Raw genomic sequence first — 17,748 nt, forward strand, 5'->3', positions numbered from 1 at the left:
CGGTGATTGCGTAGAATCCTGCTCATTGACGACAGCCCGCAGCAACTCAGTGTGCGTGGGGCCGTGTTGCGCGGCGCCGGATTCGAAATCTGCATCGCCACCACTGCGGAGAGCGCGCAAGCTCTGCTCCGCAGTGGACTGGCCTCCAGCATCGGCGCCATCGTTACCGATCACATCCTGCCGGGCGCCAGCGGCGCTCAGTTCGTCCGCCGGCTTCGCGAAGTGCAGCGCGACATTCCGGTCATCGTCATTACCGGCCTGCCGGAAGTGGAATCCGAATATGATGGATTGAACGTCATCTTTCGGCAAAAGCCCTGCCCGCCGCCGGAGCTTATCGCTCTGCTGCGCGATTCCATGAAGGACCACGCCTGACCGTTGCCGGAGGGCGCGACTCGGTGTCAGGGGCTCTTCGCCGGGCGCAACAGCGTGCCACACGAGATCCCTGGCTTCGAACCCGGCGCAGGCGGCTGGATTCCCCCGGCAATTGCCACCGCTTGCACCAGATCGCGCGGGCCGAACGGCTTCAGCAGGTACGCGGTCGCGCCGCAGTTGCCCAGGCGTATATCAATTTCGGGTTCCGGAATGCCGGTGGTCAGGATCACCGGTATGTCGTGCGTGCGCGGCGTCGCCCGGATATCCCGCAGCAGGTCCAGCCCGAGTCCACTTCCGCCCAGCAGGCAATCGAGAATGATTACGTCGGGCACGCGCTGCGCGATTTGCTCGGTGACTTCCTTCAGGGTGACGGCTTCCGCCACGGCGAAACCGACGCGCTCCAGCACTTGCCTGACCATCCGGCGCAGGTGCAAGTCTTGATCGATGACGAGAATGTTTGGCATTTTTGATCCGGGTCGCGAGTTCTGAGCTGTACGCTCACTCTCACCGTAGCTCAGCGCCACTCCGATTCATCCCGGAGACTCGGTTTAAAATACCCTTAAATTCCGATGTTGGGACGCGGTCCAGATTGGCATCGTCCTTCCTACTGCGCCTCACGCCCGGCGCGCCGCTCCAAGAATTGGAATCGCCACGCGCCGGCACGGCATCTGCTACTTAGAAGCGAAGGAATTCGGCGCCCCCATTGCTGGGTCATGTCCCTCACCCAGTTGCCCAGGGCGTGAGTTTCTGCAAGAATAATTCCCACGGGTGAGTCCTCCTAATGCCTCTACTGGGTAGTTTCTCGCTGGTCTTTGCTTTGGCCCTGAGCGTCTATTGTTTCGCTGCGGGCATAGTTGCGCTTTTTCGTCACGGCCCGAGTTATGAACGCCTGGGGGAAACCGCTCGCCGCGCCGGCATCGCCGTTTGGGCCTGCATCGCCATCGCCGCCGCGGTGCTGGTGGCCGCCAGCTTCCAGAACGACTTCTCCATCGCCTACATCCTGCACCACAGCAATCGCGACCTGAGCGCGCCCTACAAGTTCGCCGTGTTGTGGTCCGGGCAGGAAGGCTCGTTGCTGTTCTGGTCGCTGCTGCTGGCCACCTACGGCCTGGTGCTGCGTATGCGCCACAAAGTCGACACGCGCCTGGTGGCCTATGCTTCGGTGATCATTGCTGCCGTGCAGGTCTTCTTTCTGCTGCTGGTGAACTTCGCCGCGCCCCCCTTCGCGCTCACCCAGGGCGCCATCCCGCCCGACGGCAACGGCCTCAACCCGCTGTTGCAGTATCCCGAGATGGTCATCCACCCCCCGATGCTCTACCTCGGCTACGTCGGCTTCACGGTACCCTTCGCCTTCGCCCTGGGGGCGTTGATCATGCGTTATCCCGGCGAGAAGTGGATCCACATCACCCGCCGCTGGACCATGGTCACCTGGGGATTTCTCACTTGCGGCATCTTTCTCGGCGCGCACTGGGCTTACTCGGTGCTGGGCTGGGGCGGCTACTGGGGATGGGACCCGGTGGAGAATGCCTCGCTGCTGCCGTGGCTGACCGGCACGGCCTTCCTGCACTCGGTCATGATGCAGGAAAAACGCGGCATGCTGAAGATGTGGAACATGTGGCTCATCTTCTGCACCTTCCTGCTCTCCATCTTCGGCACCTTCCTGACGCGCAGCGGCGTGGTCAGCTCGGTCCATGCCTTCGCGCAATCTTCCATCGGCGACTGGTTTGTCGCCTTCCTGGCGCTTGCCTTCGCCACCTGCGTCTTCTTCTTCGTCAAGAACCGTTCGCATTTGAAGAGCGAACACCGCTTGGAATCGCTGGTCTCGCGTGAGTCCAGTTTCCTGTTCAACAACCTCATCCTTCTCGTCGCCTGCTTCACCGTGCTCTGGGGCACTCTGTTCCCCATCCTCAGCGAGTGGGTGCAGGGACACAAGATCACCGTCGGCCCGCCGTTCTTTAACCGCGTGAACATCCCGGTCGCTCTGCTGCTGCTGCTGCTGACCGCGCTCGGACCGCTGCTCGCCTGGCGCAGGACTTCGCTGGAGAGTCTGAAGCGCAACTTCCTGGTGCCGACTTTAGTCGCCGTGGCCGCCGCCGTCGTACTGATCGTGACCCCCTCGTCTTGGGGTGGGCCCTTCGGCATGCGCCCGTGGAAGGACATCTCGTATTTCTATTCGCTGATGACCATCACGCTGGCGGTGCTGGTGGCGGCGACCGTGACTTCGGAATTCATTCGCGGCGGCCGTGTCATCGCGCGTCACACCGGCTCCTCGCTGGCTGCCGGCATGGTGCAACTCACCCGCCGCAACACCCGCCGCTACGGCGGCTACATCGTGCACTTCGGCGTCATCGTCATCATGATCGGCTTCGCGGGTGCGGCCTTCAACCAGGACGTGGAACGCGAGCTCGGTAACGGCCAGCAGATGAGCGTCGGGCCCTACACGCTGACCTGTCGCTCCTATACCGACGACGACAATCCCAACTACAGCAGCCAGTGGGCCATCATTGACGTCAGTAAGGACGGCAAGCCGCTGACTACCATGTACCCCGAACGCCGTTTTTACAAGGCTAGCCAGCAGACTGCCACCATGGTCGCCAACCGCTCCACCATGCGCGAGGATCTCTACCTTGTATATAGCGGCCTCAACGACCAAACCGGCCGTCCCATTATCCGCGCGCACCTGAATCCGCTGGTGCTTTGGATCTGGATCGGCGTGCTCATCGTGATCGCCGGAACAGGAGTGGCGCTGGTGCCCAACATGGCGCCGGCTCGCGTCGCCGCGCCGGCTCGCGTTGTCGCACCCGCCGGTGAACCCGTGGGAGCAGGCCGATGACAGCGGCAACCCGAAACGTGAAACCTGCAACGTTGCGGTTTGCAGCGCGCCTGTTCGTGCTCCTCGCTGCGATCGTGTTGTTCATGGGCGCCGGCGACGACGCCTCCGGACGCTTCGACAATCTCGGCCACAAGCTCATGTGCCGCTGCGGCTGCAATCAGGTGCTGCTGGAGTGCAATCACGTCGGCTGCACTTACTCCGACGGCATGCGCAACGAGCTGATGGCTGGGCTGCAGCGCGGCGACAGCGACGATCTGGTCCTGCAGGGCTTCGTGCAAAAGTACGGCCCGACCGTGCTCGCCGCCCCCACCACCACCGGCTTCAATCGCGTCGCCTGGATCATGCCCTTCGTCGCCCTCACCGGCGGCCTGCTGCTGGTCGTGATGGTCGTCAAGACCTGGAATACGCGGCGTGCGGCGGTGGTTCGCATCCCCGCGGTTGACCCGGCCAAGCTCGACCGCCTCCGCCGCCGTGTCCACGAGGAGACCGAACTATGATTATCGCCGCCTGCGTGCTCATGGCCGCTGCGCTCTTCTTCTACATGTTTTCGCTGCCTTCGCAGGTCGATGCCGGCGAGGAGAAGACCCGCTTGGCGTTCCTCAACGAGCGCAAGGAAACCGTCTACGAGAATCTGCGCGACCTCAACTTTGAATTCAGGGCAGGGAAGTACCCCGAAGCCGATTACGAGGCGATGCGCGCGGCCCTGGAAGACGAAGCCGCCGCCCTGCTGGCCGAGATTGACGCGCTGGAAAACCCACCGCTGCAACCCAAAGGAGCGAGAGCTTGAAGTACCGTTTCACGACCAGCCAACTGCTGGCGATCGCCTTTACCACGGCGGCTTTGTTTGCCTCCGCCGCATACGCCCAAACCCTGAGCGGTACTGTCAGCAACGCGACCACCGGCAAGCCCGCTGCGGGCGACGACGTTGTCCTGCTCACGCTCGCCCAGGGCATGCAGGAATCCGGACGCACCCAAACTGATGCCCAGGGCAAGTTCACGTTTAACCTGACTGACTCCGGCGGACCGCACCTGGTCCGCGTCAATCACCAGGGCGTGAACTATTTCCCCGCTGGCGGCCCTACTCTTCCGGGCGCCACGACCACGGAGATCAAGGTGTACGATGCGGCCAAGAAGCTGGACGGCGTCGGCGAAAACGTGCGCGTCATGCGCGTGCAGGCGGCCGGCCAGGACTCGCTCCAGATCATCGAGCTGATTTCGGTGAAGAACAGCTCCGACCCGCCGCGCTCGTTGATGGCGGACCGCACCTACGAAATCACTCTTCCTGAGGGTGCCAAGGTTGACTCGGGCATTGCGCAAGGGCCCGGCGGCATGCCCGTCAACACCGCGCCCGTGCCCGACGACAAGGTAAAAGGGAAGTATTACTTCATCTTTCCCATCCGCCCCGGCGAGACGCGCTTCGAGGTCGTTTATCACCTGCCCTACTCGGGCGAAGCGACGCTGAAGCCCAAGATCACCGGCCGCCTCGAGCATTTTGCGGTCATGCTGCCCAAGAGCATGGAATTCGGCGCCAAGGTTCAAGGCCTGTTTTCCCCGGTGAGTGATGATCCGCAATCGAATTTGCAGGTCACCACGCAGGTTACTCCCGACAAGGACCTCAGCTTCCGTATCTCCGGAACCGGCGTGCTGACCGACCAGCAACAGGGCCAGGGCGGCCAGCAGCAGGCCGACACAGGCGGCGCCATGGGTGGCGGCGCCGCCGGTCGTCCCGGTGGAGGTTTGGGAACGCCCGAGGGCACTCCCGATCCTATTCACAAATATCGTTGGGCTATACTCGCAGGTGGCCTTGCCTTGTTGGCTGCCGGTGGGGGATGGGTAGCTACTCGCAACCAGTCGGCTTCTGCCTCGCAACCCGCGGCCGCCGCCGTTCCGAAGCCTGTCCGTGCCGCCGCTCCGAAACCTGCGCGCGCTGCTGCCCCGCAACCCGCGCCCGCCTCCCTTCCCGGACCTCTGCTCCAGACCTACGTGCCGCAATCCGGCATGCTCCTCCAAGGCCTCAAGGAAGAGCTCTTCCAGCTCGAAATCGAGCGCCAGCAGGGCCGCATCACGGAGGAGGAATATTTGCAAACCAAGGCCGCGCTCGATCAGACCCTGCGCCGGGCCTTGCAGCGAGCGAAGGGATTGGTTAACAGTTAGTCCCGAGTCGCGAGCGCTCCGTGGAGTCTCGTTCGCGCCTCGTGACCTCTACGTCACTCGCTGTGGCCGGCCCTGCGGCAAGCCTGCAGCTATATCCCCTTGCCAGCAACCTAGGGTCTCCTCACCCTTACCTGTGACGAGCATCACGGCAGCCAGCCAACCTCCGGCGTACAAGGAATGCGTGCGTCGAAGGTTCTTACGGGCATGAAGAATCAGCCGAACGTTCGCGGCAAATCCGGCGAGGCCTTCACCGGCCATCCCGACCTGCGCGCCGGCTTCGAGACCCTTGCTCCCTCCACCTTCTACCCGCGAGGCACTACCCTTTTTCGCCAGGGTGAGCCCTCCCGCGGCGTCTATTTGCTCCTGCGCGGCAAGGCGAACCTCTCGCTGCGCGCCGACAACGGCCGCACCATGACCTTTCGCAACGTCGGTCCTGGTTACGTGCTCGGCCTTCCTGGCGCCATCCTCAACCGCACCTATCTCTTTACCGCCGAGTTGATTGATGACTCGCAGGTTGCCTTCATACCTGGCGCTGAGGTGGTGGAGTTCCTGAAGAAGCGCGGCGACCTCTGCTTTGAAATTGTGCAGATGCTCGGTGGCGAACTCCTGACTCTACCGCGGGTGGCGAACCAGAAGGCGACGCGCAAGAAGAGAACCAACGCTTAGAGCCATCTCATCTTTTGTGTGGCCGATGTCATCCCGAGCGAGAAAGGGCTCCCGCGCGTTCTTACCGGGGTCCCCTGCACGCCTGCCTTTGCGTGCTGGGTGGTCGTGAGCGGGAAACCCGAGTCGAGGGATCTCTAACCTAAAGCCCGAAGCCTGAATCCCGAAGCCTGAAGCCTACCTCGGCCTCGCCAGCACCAGCGTCATGTCGTCGGGCTGCTCGCTGCCGCCAATCCAATCCAGCACCGCCGACATCACCAGGTCGGAAATCCGCGCCAGCGGCAGATTCCGGTTTTCGCGCACCAGTTCCACCAGCCGCTGCTCGCCGAATTCGCCAAAATCATTTTCCGGTTCGGTGATGCCGTCGCTGTAGGCAACAAGGATGTCGCCCGGCGAGAGCGCGACCTGCGTCTCGTCATAGTTCACGCCGTCGAACAGCCCCACCACCGTTCCCCCGGCGTCGAGCCGCGAGGCGGTGCCGTCGGCGTGGAGTACCAGCGGCGGCAGATGTCCCCCGTTGCAGTAGTTCACGGTGCAGCTGTGACCGTCATAGGTACCGAAGAACAGCGTTGCGTATTTCTCGCTCGGGGTGCTGCGATAGAGCTGCCGATTCAGCAGCGACATCAGCGCCGCCGGCGAAAGATCGCCATTGGCGTACGCCAGCGCGCTCCCGTGAAACGCCGTCCCGCCGCCCCCGACCGAGGCCGGCAACGCCGGCGCCACCGCCGCTTCCAGGCTGTATGCCCGGACCGCGGAGTGGATTGTCGCCATCAACAGGGCCGCGGATATTCCTTTCCCGCTGACGTCGCCTACCGCCAGCCCGACTTTGTCGCTGTCCATCGGCAGGAAGTCGTAATAATCGCCGCTCACCGTCCGCGCCGGACGGCAAATCCCGTGCAGCTCCAGCGCCGCCAGATCGGCTGATTCCCGCGGGAACAACTGCGCCTGCACTTCCTGCGCGATGACCAACTCGTTCTCTAGCCGCTGCTTCTCTTTCTGCTCCTGCAGCAGCCGTTCCAGAGACGTGGTCATGGAATTGAACGAGCTTTCCAGCGCCGCCAGTTGGTCTTCGCTGAGGATCTCGATGCGATGCGCGAAATCACCACGGTTGACTTGCTGCGTCCCGCGATACAGCGCCGCCACCGACCGGGTAATCGTCCTCGTCAGGCGCACCCCGATGAACAGCGCCAGCAGTTCGATCACTCCGAACAGCGCCACCACCGCCACCAGGACTGCCATAATGAACGTCGCCGACTGCCCCACCGTGCGGAACAGCCGGTCGTACAGCAGCGACGGCCGCGTCACCACCGCCAGCAGTGCCGTGCGTTCTTGGCCCGACTTCCAGTCCAGCACCTTCAGTAAACTTCCGCCGGTAATCTCGCGATCGAAGCGGTTCGCGGGCGGCGGCAGTTTCCCCGCCTTGACCGCTGCGGGTGTGTCGGCCGCCGCGTCACTCTTGATGTCCAACCGCTCATCTCCAATCACGATCTGCGGACGGTTGTTCGCGTCCTTGTCCTTCGCGTCTGTCGCCCTCCGCAACCGATTCGAGGAAAACAGGGACACCGACACCTCGCCGAGCCGCGCGCCCACTCGCGCCAGCAATTTCTCATCCAGGGGGACGTTCGAAATCAGTACCAGCTCGTCTTTGCCTGCGGGCACGGTATCGGCGACCCGCAGCAGCAGCCGCCCCCCGTCCTGCGCGAAGTTACGTACTTCTTTTGCCCCGCGTGGCGGCGCTGCGGCCACGGCGTTCGCCGGCAGCACGTAGGATTTCCCGCGGTACCAGGCCGTGATCTCGCGGTCCAGGTACACGGGCTCACGTCCGCTGGCCTGCTGCAAAAGCGCTTCGCTCGGTGCCGCGCCCTTTGCGATGCGGTCGGCCATATTCACCGCGACCCGGTTATTCACCGCCGCGAGCGTCGATATTTCTGTGTGGAAATCGGACGTAGCGACGTACGTAGCGAATTGCCACGCAAACAGGTAGGCGGTGATCACCCCGATCGCCAGCAGCAGAATCACCGGAATCACGCCGATAAAAACATAGGTGACGATCAGCCGGTTCCGCAGCCGCCACATCACCTTGCGCCGCAGCCAACGCAGTCCCAACACCGCCGCCAAGCACCCGGTCACATAGGCCAGGAACCTCGCCCACCCGAGCAGACTCGCGCTCCCGCCCGGTTTCGCCAGCAGGGAAATAGACCAGATTACAAGCAGCAGCAGGTCCACTGCGGCAAAGTACGCCGTGACCCGGGCCAGACGGCCCATCCACGGCCAGTACAGGTAGAACTGGCGGCGCACGTAACCATTGACGGCGGATAGCATGATCGGTGAATCTGATTATAGCTTCACGCTGCTGCCCAAGCCGACGCGCTCAAATCTCCGGGTACAGGTCGAAAAATGCTTCCACGCTGAGGCGCAGTTGTTTCTCGATGTCTTCCTTGCTGCCTTCCAGGATGTGCAAAGAGACGCGCGCTGTGCGCTCGTGCTTCAGCTTGATCGTTGCATCGTTGACTTCCTCGATGTCCTCCGACGGCAGCAGGCGCATTCCGTACACTAGACAAAGTTTTGCCATGCGGACGATTATAGGCTTCAGGCGTCGGGCTCCAGGCTTCAGGTTGCCCGGCATGAAGTACAAATCGGATGCTCGGACCAGCGTGCCTCGACGGTGGGTGCGCCTGTAGCCTGCAGCCCGAAGCCTGCACCTGGTTTAGAATGCAGCCGTGCTCCAACTCACCAGCGCGTTCCTGCTGATGTGCGCCGTCATTGCCTGCGCTCAGCAGCCGCCCAAGCCGTCGCCAGCGCAACCGCCGCCCATGCGCGTCAACGTCCTCAACGTCTGCGCGCCCACCGACGCCGAGCAAAAAGAGATCGCGGCGGCGCTGGCCCGCATCCCGCAGCGCGCCAGTTTCACCCGCGATTACGAAGTGACGCGCGGCCATACCACCGATGAGGGCGGCAACGGCTCCGACTGGGTGCGCGTTCGACGTGAATTCCCCAAGGCCATGCCGTTGCTTGCGGTGCAGTTTTCCTACATTGCCGATGCCAAGGAGAGCCAGGAGACCGCGGTCTTTTATGCGCGCGAAAGCAAGAGCAACGGCGTGATGCAGGTCGCGATCGAGGACCGGGTCTCGGCCGGCGTCAGCGCGGCCAACGTGCTCGCCGCCGACACGCCCGTCGACCACATTCGCGTTGAGCGCTACGGTAAGTCGTCGCTGGTGCTGGCGCGCTGTCCCAATGACGACCAGACCGCGTACGAGCCGCTGTTTCGCACCGCGTCCCAGATCATGGCCGCCTACCGCGCGCGCCTCGACGTCAAGCGGCTTGTCCCGGCCGAACTGGGACGCCTATCGACAGGCAACGGCGGGCGCCGCCCGATCAACGTCAAACCCATGGGCAGCCAGCGCGCGCCCGAATCGAAATGAGGAAAGCGTAATCCAACAAACATGGACAATGTCAAAAAGACAATCATTATCGGCTCCGGCTGCGCCGGGCTAACTGCTGCCATCTACGCCGCGCGCGCCAACCTCAAGCCGCTGGTCATTCAGGGGCACGAACCTGGCGGCCAGTTGTCGCTCACCACGCTGGTGGAAAATTTTCCCGGATTTCCCGAAGGCATCCAGGGCCCGGAGCTGATCGAAAACATGCGCCGCCAAGCCGAGCGCTTCGGCGCCGAATACCTCACCGGCGACCTCGTCAGCGCCGACCTGAAGAACTATCCGTTCTCCTTGCAGGTTGGCAAGGACGTTTTGCGCGCCGAAACTCTGATCATCGCCAGCGGGGCCTCGGCGCGCTGGCTCGGCCTGCCCAGCGAGCACGCGCTCATCGGCCACGGCGTCAGCTCCTGCGCCACCTGCGACGGTTTTTTCTTCGGCGGCAAGGATATCGCTGTCGTCGGCGGCGGCGATTCCGCCATGGAAGAAGCGCTGTTCCTCACCCGCTTCGCCACCAAGGTCACCCTGATTCACCGCCGCGAGCAGTTCCGCGCCAGCAAGATCATGCTCGACCGGGCTCGCGCTCATCCGCAGATCGAATTCTTGCTCGACACCGTAGTGGACGACGTCTACGACGTTTCCAAGAAAGAAGTGACCGGCTTGCGACTGCGCAACGTCAAGACGGGCGAGTCGTGGGACTTTCCCACCAGCGCCATGTTTCTCGGTATCGGCCACATCCCCAACACCAGAATGTTCGCCGACCAGCTCGACCTCGACCAGGACGGCTACCTCATCACCCGCGACTACGTGTTCACCCGTGTCCCCGGCGTCTTCGCGTGCGGTGACGTGCAGGATCGCCGCTACCGCCAGGCCGTCACCGCCGCCGGAACCGGCTGCATGGCCGCCCTCGAGGTCGAAAAATTCCTCGAGGCTCGTGGGGAATGAAATAAGTGTCGAGTACCGAACACTTAGCTTCGAGTATCCGTAGATCGACCCGCCGCGGGTTTCCGGCAAGCCACGGCAAACCGCCAACGACCAACGACTAACGACTACCAACAATCGCCCATCGGCCACAAACATCCCCCTGTGACGCGCATCCTACTCACCAACCTCCCGCCGTGTGATAAAAACATGAGTGCCTCCAGATGCTACGGGAACTCTTCATAGGCCTCTCCACCAGCCGCGCGCTACGCGCTTTCGCTGAGCGTTCACCGATCGGGCAGAAGATGTCACGGCGCTTTGTCGCCGGCACCACCGTCGAGGAACTGCTCGCCGCCGCCGAAGCCGTCAACGCCAAAGGCATGGCCGTCAGCGTGGACAATCTTGGTGAGAACGTCACCAACGCCGCCGAGGCCGAAGCCAGCGCCCAGCTCTACCACCGGTTGCTCGACCTCATCACCCAGCGTGGTCTGAAGGCCAACGTCAGCCTCAAGCTCACCCACATGGGCCTCGATGTGGACCCCAAGCTCTGTGAACAGCTCGTCTGCGATCTCGTGGACCACGCCCAGCGCCTCGACAACTTTGTCCGCATTGACATGGAAGGCGCGCCGTACGCCCAGCGAACTCTCGATTTCGTGCACGAATTACATCGTCGTTATCCCGGCCACACCGGCGCCGTTTTGCAGGCTTACATGCGGCGTAGCGAGGCCGACGCCGGAAAGCTGATTGCCGGCAAAATCCGCATCCGCCTATGCAAGGGTGCCTACAAGGAACCACCGGAGATCGCCTATCAGAAAAAAGCCGAGGTTGACGGCAACTACCTGAAGCTCGCGAAAATGCTGCTCCAGAGCGGCATTTATCACGGCATCGCCACTCATGACGAGCGTCTCATCCAGCAGATTATGCTGTTTGCGGAAAAAGAAAAGATTGCGCGCGACTCCTTCGAGTTCCAGATGCTCCACGGCATCCGCCGCGACTTGCAGGAGCGCATCGTGCGCGAAGGCTGGCGCATGCGCGTCTACATTCCCTTCGGCACCGAGTGGTATCCGTATCTTATGCGGCGCCTCGCCGAGCGTCCCGCCAACGTCTTCTTCATCGCGAAGAACATTTTCCGGGGATAGTCTTTTTAATCGGAAGGACATGCAATGAAGTTTAATTTGCGAAACTTAGAGAAGTTCCTGAACAAGGCGTTGATTACGAAACTCGAACGCGATCTTCTCAAGCTGAGAATGGTAAAGGAAGCCGACCTTGAGTGCCGGGTCTACTATCACCTTTCGCATTTGCTTGTGAAGTACCGCGAGTGGAAACTTTTTGCAAGAAAGTATTCCAGGCACACAGGCACGTTTAGTGATTTTCTTTTGTTTGAAAACGAGCAGCCGCGTGTGGCCATTGAACTGAAGTGGAACCGGTCAGAAATCTCTAAGAAGGACCGAAAAAGTTTGGGTCTTTGTATAAAACAGCTCCGTGTAAACAAGGCGTATTTTATTACAACGCTTATTGGTGGCCGAAAGTACCGCAAGATCAGCAAACAAGCATCGGAAAAGAATTACTTATTCGAACTCGTTGTCCAACTTCCATTGGCAGGCTCTGAGTTGGAGCGTTGGAAACGCGAACGCGGATTGTACATGTCACAGATGCAGTTTCGAACAAGGAGACGGGACCGCGCCGTGAAGAACAAAGCTGTTCGGCGTAAGCGAAGTGGTAATTCCTAATTCCAGTGCTTGTAGTGGCTCCAGACCTTTCGCAGGTCGAACTTCGCGCCCCGGCATAGATAGATAGGCGTGTTTTCTTCCGCCATCCCGAAGCGGTCGTAATGATCGAACGCCTGCCAACTCGCACAATTGTCCCGGACATCTTCCTGACTGAACTGCAGAAAGATGAAATTGCGGTAGTCCTCGGTGGGCGGGCCCCAGTACCAGTGAGTCTGGTGGCGGGAGAATGCGCGCGGGAGGCCATACTGGGGACCGAACATGTTCATGGCGCCGGCCTCGCCGTAGTTGCCGGCCAGGATGCCGGTCCGGGCGCGCTCCTCCGGCGGTAGTGCGTTGTAAATGTCGGCGACCTCACGCGCCATTTCCGGCCACCCGAACTGGTCTCCGATCGGCTGCGGCAACGGGCCCGCGTGATTGACCTCCGCCTTGGGCGGCTTGAACCCCAGCGCCTTCGTGTACGCCATGTAACTCTCCGGCGAAAGCATCCAGGTCGCCAGCGGCAGTGTGGGCAGGGTGGCAATCAGTAGGATCGCCACCACCGCGGCTCTCGTCCATGCAGCGCGCGCCGCCAACCACCGTTCGATCGCCACTCCGCCGGCGGCGAAGAGCATGGGGTATATCGGGAACAGGTAATAATCCTTGGCGTGCGCGGTTTCCATGCTCACGAAGAAAACCAGGAAGGTCAGCCCCAGCACGCGCCGCCGTTGCTCCCACAGCAGCCACATGAGCCCGGTCAGCCAAACCGGGAACAGAATTGGGTGCGTGGCGATGATCTGTTCCTTGGTAAAGGCCAGCGGACCGAGGACAACGTTCTTGCCTGACCGGCGAACGTTTTCCAGGTCTTCGATCGTCGGGAAATGGTGCCGGATTTGCCAGATCAGGTTGGGTACGAATAGCGCCACCGCGAGCGCGCCCGCAATCCAGATCCACGGCTTCAGAAACTCCCGCCGATACTGGGTTAGCAGGAGCGCTACTGTCACCGCAAATCCGAAGAACAGCGTGGAGTGCTTGTTCTCCAGCCCCAGTCCGGCGAGCACTCCGAACCACACCCACAGGCGCGAATCGCCGCTGCGCAGCATGCGCGCGATCACCAATAAGCAGCCCATCCAGAACAGCGGCTCGAACGCGTTCATGGTCAACAGGCTGTTCATGACTAGCAGGCCGGGACACATCAGGACGGCCAAGCCGGTGAGGAACTGGGCATAGCGTCCTCCGCCCAACTCGCGCGCGATCAGCATCGAGAGCGCCACCAGCGCCGTGCCCGCCAGCGCCGGCAGGATGCGCAGCGCCGCCAGCGATCCGCCCATCAGCAACGCTGCCTTGGCATACAACGCGATCAGCGGCGCGCAATCCACGTAGCCCCAGTCAAGGTGCCGCGCCAAGTCGAGGTAGTAGAGCTCGTCGCGAAAGTAGCCGTAGTGCCGCACGCTGGTGAAAATGTGCAGCAGCAGCTTGGCCGCGCACAGGCCGATCAACGCTCCCGTTGCTATGCGTGGAAGCGGCTGGCTCTCGGTATCAACATGAATTTCTACGGCGCTGCTTGACATGGCTGAAATGGCATTTCCTCGCGGACTATGCCGGTTCGATGGCCCTACGCGGCGAATTTATCCTGAGCAACAATTCTGCAGGCGATGCAGCGAAATCCGAGCCCCAGCGGGGCGAATGACAATAACCCGCCGCTTCAGCGGCGGGTTGGAGTGGGAGGAATCGCTGGAGTGCCGTAGGCACGGCTGAAGTTCTCACACGGGCTCAGCAGTGCCGGAGACGCTCACCGGGCAAGGCCCGTTAAGGACGACCAGCAGGAATCCGCTAATCCGCCGCCGCCCGTTCCCCCGCTTCCTCGACGTACGGCTTGCTCATCATTTCCGGCAGGCAATAGGCGACGAACGACACGCCGAACCCGACAAACCACGAATAGTCGTACAACACCCGCAGCGCCGGAACCACCAATCCAATCCACGCCGCGGCACAGCCCAGCAGCGTGGCGACGATTCCGCGCCGGTTCCATCCGCCATAGATGCCGTTGCCCAGGTAGAGATCGTCAACCTCGAGCCGCCGCCGGCGCACAAGCCAGTAGTCGGCGATGAGCACGCCCGCAATCGAGCCCAGCCCGCCGGAATATCCCAGCAGCCATTTGAAGATGTAGCCCGATGGATCGGCCAGCAGCTTCCAGGGCTGCATCGCGATTCCAATCAGCCCAGTCAGCAGCCCTCCGCGCCGGAAGGTGATGAGCCGCGGAAAGGCGTTGGCAAAATCGTTGGCCGGTGAAACCACGTTGGCGGCGATGTTCACCGACAGCGTCGCTACCACCACCGTGAACATCGAAATCGCCACGATCCACGGCTGGGTGAACTTTCCCACCAGCTCAACCGGGTCCCAGATCGCCTTGCCATAAATGATGGCGGTCGCGCTGGTGATCACCACGCCCATAAAGGCAAAAACCGTCATCGTGGTCGGCAGCGCAACCACCTGCCCGACCGCCTGCTCGCGCTGGCTGCGGCCGAAGCGCGTGAAATCCGGCATATTCAGCGACAGCGTCGCCCAGAATCCGATCATCGCACTGAGCGACGGCACGAACACCGGCCAAAATTCACGCCACGTCGCGAACTTGCCCTTCTGCGCCAAGATGGGTCCGAGCCCGTGCGCTCGCCCCAGCGCCCACCACACCAGCAGCGCGGTCATCACCAGCACAAACGGCGCCGCCCAGTTTTCCACCTTTCTCAGCAGGTCCATTCCCCGATAGACCACCAGGATATTCAGACCCCAGAACAGCAGGAAGGAAATCCATTCCGTCGGCGTGTGGCCGCCGAAGTTGCCGGGAATCGCCGTCGTCCATCCCGGCCAGAGCACGCGGAAGAACACGTGGAGCGCCTGCCCCCCGATCCAAGCCTGTATGCCGAACCAACCGCAGGCCACCAGCGCCCGCATCAGCGCCGGCAAGTTCGATCCGCGCGTCCCGTACGCTGCTCGCGCAAACACCGGAAACGGAATGCCGTACTTGGTGCCCGCATGGGAATTGAGCAGGATCGGAACCAGCACGATGGTGTTGCCGAGCAGGATCGTCAGCAGAGCCTGTTTCCAGTCCATGCCCGCGCCGATCAGGCCTGAGGCCAGCATGTAGGTCGGAATGCAGTGCGCCATCGCGATCCACAGCGCGGCATAGTTGTACGTGCCCCAGGTGCGCCGCGCCGGATCGGTCGGCGCCAAGTCCTTGTTGTAGAGCGGGCTCGATTCAATCGAGCGCTTCGGCGGAGACATTCCTGAGAACCCCACGTTCAGGGCATTGTACCCGGGAAGACGAAGCGTCTCAGCGAAATTTTCTGCACCAACGTTATATGTATATACATCTATCTATCCATGATCGCTACCTCGTTACCGACGCTGGCTTGCATGTGCGCCAGCTTTCGCCGGGCGTCGCGGGCGCTCACCCAGCTCTACGACGAAGCGCTTCGGCCCGTTGGCCTGCGCGCCACCCAGTTCACCGTCTTGCAGGCACTCTCGCGGGCCGGGGAGGTATCGCAGGGCGAACTCGGCCGCATTCTGGCCATGGACAGCACGACGCTGACGCGGACGCTGGTCATCATGGCGAGACATCGCTGGATCGAGAAGGACCACGGCAAGGATCGACGGCAACGCCTGCTCCGCCTCAGCAAGCCCGGACATGAACAACTCAAGCGTGCACTTCCCGCTTGGCAGGACGCGCAAGTGCTGCTGCGCCGCCGTCTCGGAGGCGCACACTGGCGCGAACTGCTCAACCTGACCACCGAACTCACAAAGGTAGTTACAACCTAGGAGATCCGTTATGACCAACTATGGAAAGTTCGCGATCACGCTGATCGCCGCCTGGTTTCTCGCTTCACTGGCCGCGTCAGCGGCACATCTATTCGAGAGCGACAGCGCCCAGCTTGCGTTCCCGGTGGCAATAGCTGCGCTTACACCGCTCGTCCTGTTTGGGGTGTGGTTCGCCATCTCGCCGGGGTTTCAGCGGTTCACCCGCTCGCTGGATCCGCGCCTCCTCACGATCGTTCAGACTTGGAGGATAGGCGGCCTTGTCTTCGTCGTTCTGTATGCCTTCGGCCTCCTTCCCGGCGTCTTTGCGCTGCCGGCGGGCTGGGGAGACTTCGCCATCGGAGTGACGGCGCCCTGGATCGCGTGGAGGCTTGCCAGTCCCGGCCACCGCATCGGCTTCATCCTCTGGCAAGTGCTCGGCATGATTGACTTGGTCAACGCCGTGTCGCTGGGCACGACCGCAAGGCTCATCAGCCCGAGTGCTCCGTCCATGCAGCCTTTGACTGTGCTGCCCCTGAGCATGATCCCGACCTTCGTCGTCCCCTTGCTCCTGATCTTCCACTTCATTTGCATTGCGCAAGCCAGGCAGTGGCAAGCGGACCGGAACTCAGCCGCCGGACGGCAGCTTCAGTCCTCCGCCGCATGAGTGGCGACATGGCATGTCTCGGGAGAGGTTTAACGCGAGCTCAGGTCCGAGGACCGCTTGCAGTTAGTTCCTCTCCCCGTTGCCACTCTCGGTCCCGGATATCTTGGCAGCATCATTCTCGTACCCCGACATGTCGCTGGTGTGGCACGGATCCCGCGCGTTTTGCAACATGCTGCGAAAAGGTTCGGATTTCGAGGAGTAAGGAAGCGTTCCCGCCTTAGCGAGACTCTGTGGCGGAAGCAGCATGATCGGCAGGTTGGGTGGTTTGACTCTTTGCGCATCCATGAACGCTTCCGGCGGCCCTCGCCATCTCGTTTCTTGCTACCATGAGGTTGTGCCGCGCGATCAACAATCCGGGGCCGTGGCGGAGGCCTTTGCCTCCCTGGTGGGCCCGCACGTCGACGATGAGCGCATTCCGCTGGATCGAGCCGCCCTGACCATTGCCCGCACCGAATACCCCGATCTCGACTTCGACCCGTATCTTGGCCGGCTCGAGGAACTGGCGCGCTGCGCAAAAGCCCGCCTGCCGCGAGTTGCGGAGCCCGGCGAAACCATCGCCGCGCTCAACTACGTGCTGTTCGAGCAGGAGGGGTTCCGCGGCAATCGCGAGGACTACTACGATCCGCGCAACTCGTTCCTTAACGACGTGCTCCAGCGCAAGCTCGGCATTCCCATCACCCTGGCGCTGGTCTACATGGAAGTCGCGCGGCGGATCGGGTTTCCGCTATTCGGTGTCGGCATGCCGGGACATTTTCTGCTCAAGCACTACGATGTCGAAGGCCGCGAAACCCTGATTGACGCGTTCAACCGCGGCGCCATCGTGACCGCGCGCGAATGTCAGAATCGGCTGGACGAAATTTATTCCGGACAACTGCCACTGCAGCCGCAGTTCCTGCTCTCGGTGAGCCGACGGCAGATGTTGACCCGCATTCTGAACAACTTGAAAAACGTGTACCGGGCGGCGCGCAATCTTCGCAAGGCTCTGGTCGTAGTGGACCTGATCTGCGCGATTTATCCGCGCTCGCCCGAGGACGTGAAGCAGCGCGCGTTGCTGCGCTACAGCGTGGGCCAGTTGCGCGGCGCAGTCGAGGATCTGGAAGAGTATCTGAAAATGTCGCCGGACGCCTCCGATGCGGATGAAGTCCGCCACACCGCGCTGTCCATCCGGCGATCCCTGGCGACGAGGAATTAGGCTCCGGTTTGCGGTTG

At 62.1% G+C, this 17,748-nt stretch carries 18 protein-coding genes; 13 read left to right on the forward strand and 5 right to left on the reverse strand.

Going from position 1 to position 17,748, the window contains the following annotated elements; all coding sequences use genetic code 11:
• Nucleotides 1–6 precede the first annotated feature (6 nt).
• On the forward strand, nt 7–372 hold the full coding sequence (locus LAN64_10520) for a response regulator (GenBank protein ID MBZ5568268.1): 366 nt from the start codon (nt 7–9) through the stop codon (nt 370–372).
• A 26-nt stretch (nt 373–398) separates the two neighbouring features.
• Here the strand turns inward: LAN64_10520 and LAN64_10525 are convergent, their stop codons facing one another.
• Nucleotides 399–836, reverse strand: a complete 438-nt coding sequence (locus LAN64_10525; GenBank protein MBZ5568269.1) for a response regulator — start codon at nt 834–836, stop codon at nt 399–401.
• A gap of 317 nt (nt 837–1,153) precedes the next feature.
• Between LAN64_10525 and LAN64_10530 the strand changes: the two genes are divergently transcribed.
• The 5 genes from LAN64_10530 (at nt 1,154) to LAN64_10550 (ending at nt 6,025) form a co-directional block, all read left to right on the forward strand.
• Nucleotides 1,154–3,205 carry a heme lyase CcmF/NrfE family subunit gene (locus tag LAN64_10530; GenBank protein MBZ5568270.1) on the forward strand — a complete coding sequence of 684 codons (2,052 nt, stop codon included), beginning with the start codon at nt 1,154–1,156 and terminating at the stop codon, nt 3,203–3,205.
• Nucleotides 3,202–3,702, forward strand: a complete 501-nt coding sequence (locus tag LAN64_10535; protein MBZ5568271.1) for a cytochrome c-type biogenesis protein CcmH — start codon at nt 3,202–3,204, stop codon at nt 3,700–3,702. Before LAN64_10530 ends, LAN64_10535 begins: the two co-directional genes overlap by 4 nt.
• On the forward strand, nt 3,699–3,992 hold the full coding sequence (locus LAN64_10540) for a hypothetical protein (protein MBZ5568272.1): 294 nt from the start codon (nt 3,699–3,701) through the stop codon (nt 3,990–3,992). Before LAN64_10535 ends, LAN64_10540 begins: the two co-directional genes overlap by 4 nt.
• Entirely contained in the window at nt 3,989–5,359 is a 1,371-nt protein-coding gene (locus LAN64_10545) for a carboxypeptidase-like regulatory domain-containing protein (GenBank protein ID MBZ5568273.1), read from the forward strand. Before LAN64_10540 ends, LAN64_10545 begins: the two co-directional genes overlap by 4 nt.
• Before the next feature lie 204 nt (nt 5,360–5,563).
• Nucleotides 5,564–6,025 carry a cyclic nucleotide-binding domain-containing protein gene (locus LAN64_10550; protein MBZ5568274.1) on the forward strand — a complete coding sequence of 154 codons (462 nt, stop codon included), beginning with the start codon at nt 5,564–5,566 and terminating at the stop codon, nt 6,023–6,025.
• Between the two features lie 174 nt (nt 6,026–6,199).
• Here the strand turns inward: LAN64_10550 and LAN64_10555 are convergent, their stop codons facing one another.
• Both LAN64_10555 and LAN64_10560 read right to left on the reverse strand, forming a co-directional pair.
• Nucleotides 6,200–8,344, reverse strand: a complete 2,145-nt coding sequence (locus tag LAN64_10555; GenBank protein MBZ5568275.1) for a PP2C family protein-serine/threonine phosphatase — start codon at nt 8,342–8,344, stop codon at nt 6,200–6,202.
• 49 nt (nt 8,345–8,393) lie between these two features.
• On the reverse strand, nt 8,394–8,594 hold the full coding sequence (locus LAN64_10560) for an allantoinase (protein ID MBZ5568276.1): 201 nt from the start codon (nt 8,592–8,594) through the stop codon (nt 8,394–8,396).
• Nucleotides 8,595–8,742: 148 nt separating this feature from the next.
• On the opposite strand from LAN64_10560, the gene LAN64_10565 reads away from it, so the two are divergent.
• The 4 genes from LAN64_10565 to LAN64_10580 all read left to right on the forward strand — a co-directional run bounded on the left by LAN64_10565 (nt 8,743) and on the right by LAN64_10580 (nt 12,104).
• Nucleotides 8,743–9,444 carry a hypothetical protein gene (locus tag LAN64_10565; protein ID MBZ5568277.1) on the forward strand — a complete coding sequence of 234 codons (702 nt, stop codon included), beginning with the start codon at nt 8,743–8,745 and terminating at the stop codon, nt 9,442–9,444.
• A 21-nt stretch (nt 9,445–9,465) separates the two neighbouring features.
• A complete protein-coding gene (trxB, locus tag LAN64_10570) occupies nt 9,466–10,398 on the forward strand; it encodes a thioredoxin-disulfide reductase (protein MBZ5568278.1) in 933 nt (310 codons plus the stop codon).
• Nucleotides 10,399–10,598: 200 nt separating this feature from the next.
• Nucleotides 10,599–11,513 (forward strand): proline dehydrogenase family protein, encoded by a 915-nt coding sequence (locus LAN64_10575; GenBank protein MBZ5568279.1) that lies wholly within the window; start codon nt 10,599–10,601, stop codon nt 11,511–11,513.
• 24 nt (nt 11,514–11,537) lie between these two features.
• On the forward strand, nt 11,538–12,104 hold the full coding sequence (locus LAN64_10580; GenBank protein ID MBZ5568280.1) for a hypothetical protein: 567 nt from the start codon (nt 11,538–11,540) through the stop codon (nt 12,102–12,104).
• Here LAN64_10580 and LAN64_10585 read toward each other — a convergent pair.
• A complete protein-coding gene (locus LAN64_10585; GenBank protein ID MBZ5568281.1) occupies nt 12,101–13,651 on the reverse strand; it encodes a glycosyltransferase family 39 protein in 1,551 nt (516 codons plus the stop codon). The genes LAN64_10580 and LAN64_10585 overlap by 4 nt on opposite strands.
• 262 nt (nt 13,652–13,913) lie before the next feature.
• A complete protein-coding gene (locus LAN64_10590; protein MBZ5568282.1) occupies nt 13,914–15,362 on the reverse strand; it encodes an NCS1 family nucleobase:cation symporter-1 in 1,449 nt (482 codons plus the stop codon).
• A gap of 132 nt (nt 15,363–15,494) precedes the next feature.
• On the opposite strand from LAN64_10590, the gene LAN64_10595 reads away from it, so the two are divergent.
• The 3 genes from LAN64_10595 (at nt 15,495) to LAN64_10605 (ending at nt 17,731) form a co-directional block, all read left to right on the forward strand.
• Nucleotides 15,495–15,896, forward strand: coding sequence for a MarR family transcriptional regulator (locus LAN64_10595; GenBank protein MBZ5568283.1), 402 nt, complete (start codon nt 15,495–15,497; stop codon nt 15,894–15,896).
• Between the two features lie 10 nt (nt 15,897–15,906).
• The gene (locus tag LAN64_10600) at nt 15,907–16,539 is read left to right on the forward strand and encodes a hypothetical protein (protein MBZ5568284.1); all 633 of its coding nucleotides are present in this window, start codon (nt 15,907–15,909) and stop codon (nt 16,537–16,539) included.
• Between the two features lie 283 nt (nt 16,540–16,822).
• Nucleotides 16,823–17,731, forward strand: coding sequence for a transglutaminase-like domain-containing protein (locus tag LAN64_10605; GenBank protein MBZ5568285.1), 909 nt, complete (start codon nt 16,823–16,825; stop codon nt 17,729–17,731).
• Nucleotides 17,732–17,748 lie beyond the last annotated feature (17 nt).

Source organism: Terriglobia bacterium, from assembly GCA_020073185.1.
GTDB lineage: Bacteria > Acidobacteriota > Terriglobia > Terriglobales > Acidobacteriaceae > JAIQGF01.